This window comes from Streptomyces sp. NPDC054840, assembly GCF_053611065.1.
This window is the reverse complement of sequence record NZ_JBSGZP010000898.1, coordinates 1-2,418: the sequence shown is the minus strand read 5'-3', so window position 1 is coordinate 2,418 and position 2,418 is coordinate 1. Positions and strand designations below refer to the sequence as shown.

Here is a 2,418-nt window from a genome sequence, read left to right as displayed (position 1 = left end):
CGTGAAGATCGTCGCGGTACTCGTCGTACTGCCCGTACGAGTGGTCTGGGAACTGGTCGTCGCCCTGGGCCGGGCCACGCACCGGCACCTCCTCGGGCCCCTTCACGTCCACGTGGTCGCGCCCGTGTTCCGGGTGCTGGGCCGGGTCCTGGTCACCCTCCTCAAGCTGGTCTTCGTCTGGCCGTGGGTCGGGCTGTGGCGGTACGTGATCGCCCCGGTCGGCCGGGGCCTGGCGTGGCTGGGCCGCGGCGCGTACGAGCAGGTGCTCGCGCCGGCCGGCCGGATCCTGATGACCTACGTCCTGCGTCCCCTCGGCACGGCACTGACCTGGGTCGGCCGGGGCGGCATGCGCTACCTGCTCGCGCCGCTCGCCAAGGGCGTCACCCGGATCGTCTGGGCCCTCGGCATGACGCTGTTCGTGTGGCCGTGGGTCGCGCTGTGGCGGTACGTGCTCGCGCCCGTCGGCCGCGGGATCGCATGGCTGGCCGCGGCGGTCCACCGGTACGTGCTCACCCCCGTCGGGCACGGCCTCCTCCGGCTGGCGGTCGCCCTGTACCGGTACCTGCTGCGGCCCGTCGCCCGCGGGATCGCGTGGCTGGCTGTCGCCCTGTACCGGTACGTGCTGCGGCCGGCCGGGCAGGCCCTCGGATGGGCCTGGCGCGTGTCCGGGCGGATCGCCGCCGCCCTGTGGCGCGGCCTCAAACGGGTCGGCCGGGTGCTGGTCGGGTGGCCCGCGTCCCTGGTGTACCGGTACGTCCTGACCCCCGCCGGGCACGCCGCGCGCGGGGTCTGGCGAACCGGCCGTGCCGCGGTCCACGAGGCGCGGGTCACCGTACGCCGTGCGCTGTTCGGTACTCCTCCCGTGGAACCGGCGAGGTCACGGGCGCGTACTCTGGGTAGTACGACAGCCGCAGGCAACACGCCCGCTCCCGAGATCTCCCTCCACGAACGTCAGGGGTGAGCCGGAGGCAGGGCGACGCCCGCCGGCCCCCAGACGCTCAGGGCGACGCGCGAGCCGCGGAGCCCCGCACAAGGAGAAGAACCACTGGGCAAGCGACAGCCCGAAGGCCCGCCTCCCGCACCGGTGGTGCAGCGCATCCGACTGCGCTACACCAAGCGCGGCCGCCTCCGGTTCACCAGTCACCGTGACTTCCAGCGCGCCTTCGAGCGGGCCCTGCGCCGCGCCGAGGTGCCGATGGCGTACTCGGCCGGTTTCACCCCGCACCCGCGCGTCTCGTACGCGAACGCCGCCCCGACCGGCACCGGCAGCGAGGCCGAGTACCTGGAGATCGCCCTCGCCGAGTCCCGCGACCCCGAGAAGCTCCGTGAGCTGCTCGACGAGTCGATGCCGACCGGACTCGACATCATCGACGCCGTCGAGGCCCGCACCTCGGGCCTCGCGGACCGGCTGACCGCCTCCGTGTGGGAGCTGCGCCTGGACGGCGTGGAGCTCGCCGAGGCCGAGCGGGCCGTGACCGCCTTCCTCGCGGCCGAGAACGTGGAGGTGCAGCGTCGGACCAAGAACGGAATGCGGACCTTCGACACGCGTGCCGCGGTCGTGAGCCTGGAAGCGCTTCCCGCCCCGGCTGATAGGCCGCTGGACAGTGCCTGTGCGATACTGCGGCTGGTTGTTCGGCATCTGACACCTGCCGTGCGACCCGACGACGTCCTGTCCGGTCTCCGAGCTGTGGCCGACCTGGCGCCGCCGGTCCCCTCAGCGGTGACCAGGCTGGCGCAGGGGCTCTTCGACGAGGAGTCCGGCACGGTGACCGACCCGCTCGCGCCCGACCGCGAGGCCGACACGGCCGCCCCACCCACGGCCGCCGTAGCGGCCGACGCGAAGGCGCCGGAAGGTCCCGCCGCGTAAGGAACGCCGTCGTCGCGCAGCCCTGGTACTCGGGAGCCACCTGGGTCGGGCCGCGCACTGACCTGAAGACTTCCGCCAGGCCGTACGGACAACACGTACGGAACCGGCGGCCATGGACTACAGCTCCCGTGTGGCGAACGCGCCCCGGAGGCCGGTTCCGCGCTCATTACGCGGAGCCGTGCCGGACCGGAAGTCAGCCGCGGCGCCCGGGAGCGTGACGGGAGAACCGCCCGCAATGCTCAGCAACGAAAACGACATCACTTCTGCTGGTAGCGACGACAGCGGCAGCAGCCCCAGCGACAACCTGCCGCCGCGCCGTCGCCGCCGTGCCGCGTCCCGCCCCGCGGGCCCGCCCGGTGGCGCCGTCACCGAGACGGCCCCGGTGACCGAGGCACCGGCCGCCCCCGCCGAAGAGGCCGCTCCGGCCGCCGCCCCCGCCCGTCCCCGCCGCCGCCCCCGCCCCCCCCACTCCCCCAACCCCGCGGAGGGGGAGGGCATCCCGGCCGAGGTGGCGGCGCGTGAGGTCGATGTCCTGCGGGTGAGCCCGGAGC

General features: G+C 74.2%; 3 protein-coding genes. All 3 read left to right on the top strand.

What is annotated here, in order from left to right:
- A partial coding sequence (locus tag ACWGIU_RS35660; protein WP_453712243.1) for a hypothetical protein occupies nt 1-961 on the top strand: 961 nt, incomplete at its 5' end.
- Nucleotides 962-1,087: 126 nt separating this feature from the next.
- Nucleotides 1,088-1,867: a TIGR03936 family radical SAM-associated protein gene (locus tag ACWGIU_RS35655; protein ID WP_453712244.1), complete on the top strand. Its 780-nt coding sequence runs from the start codon at nt 1,088-1,090 to the stop codon at nt 1,865-1,867.
- Between the two features lie 235 nt (nt 1,868-2,102).
- A partial coding sequence (locus ACWGIU_RS35650) for a hypothetical protein (protein ID WP_453712242.1) occupies nt 2,103-2,418 on the top strand: 316 nt, incomplete at its 3' end.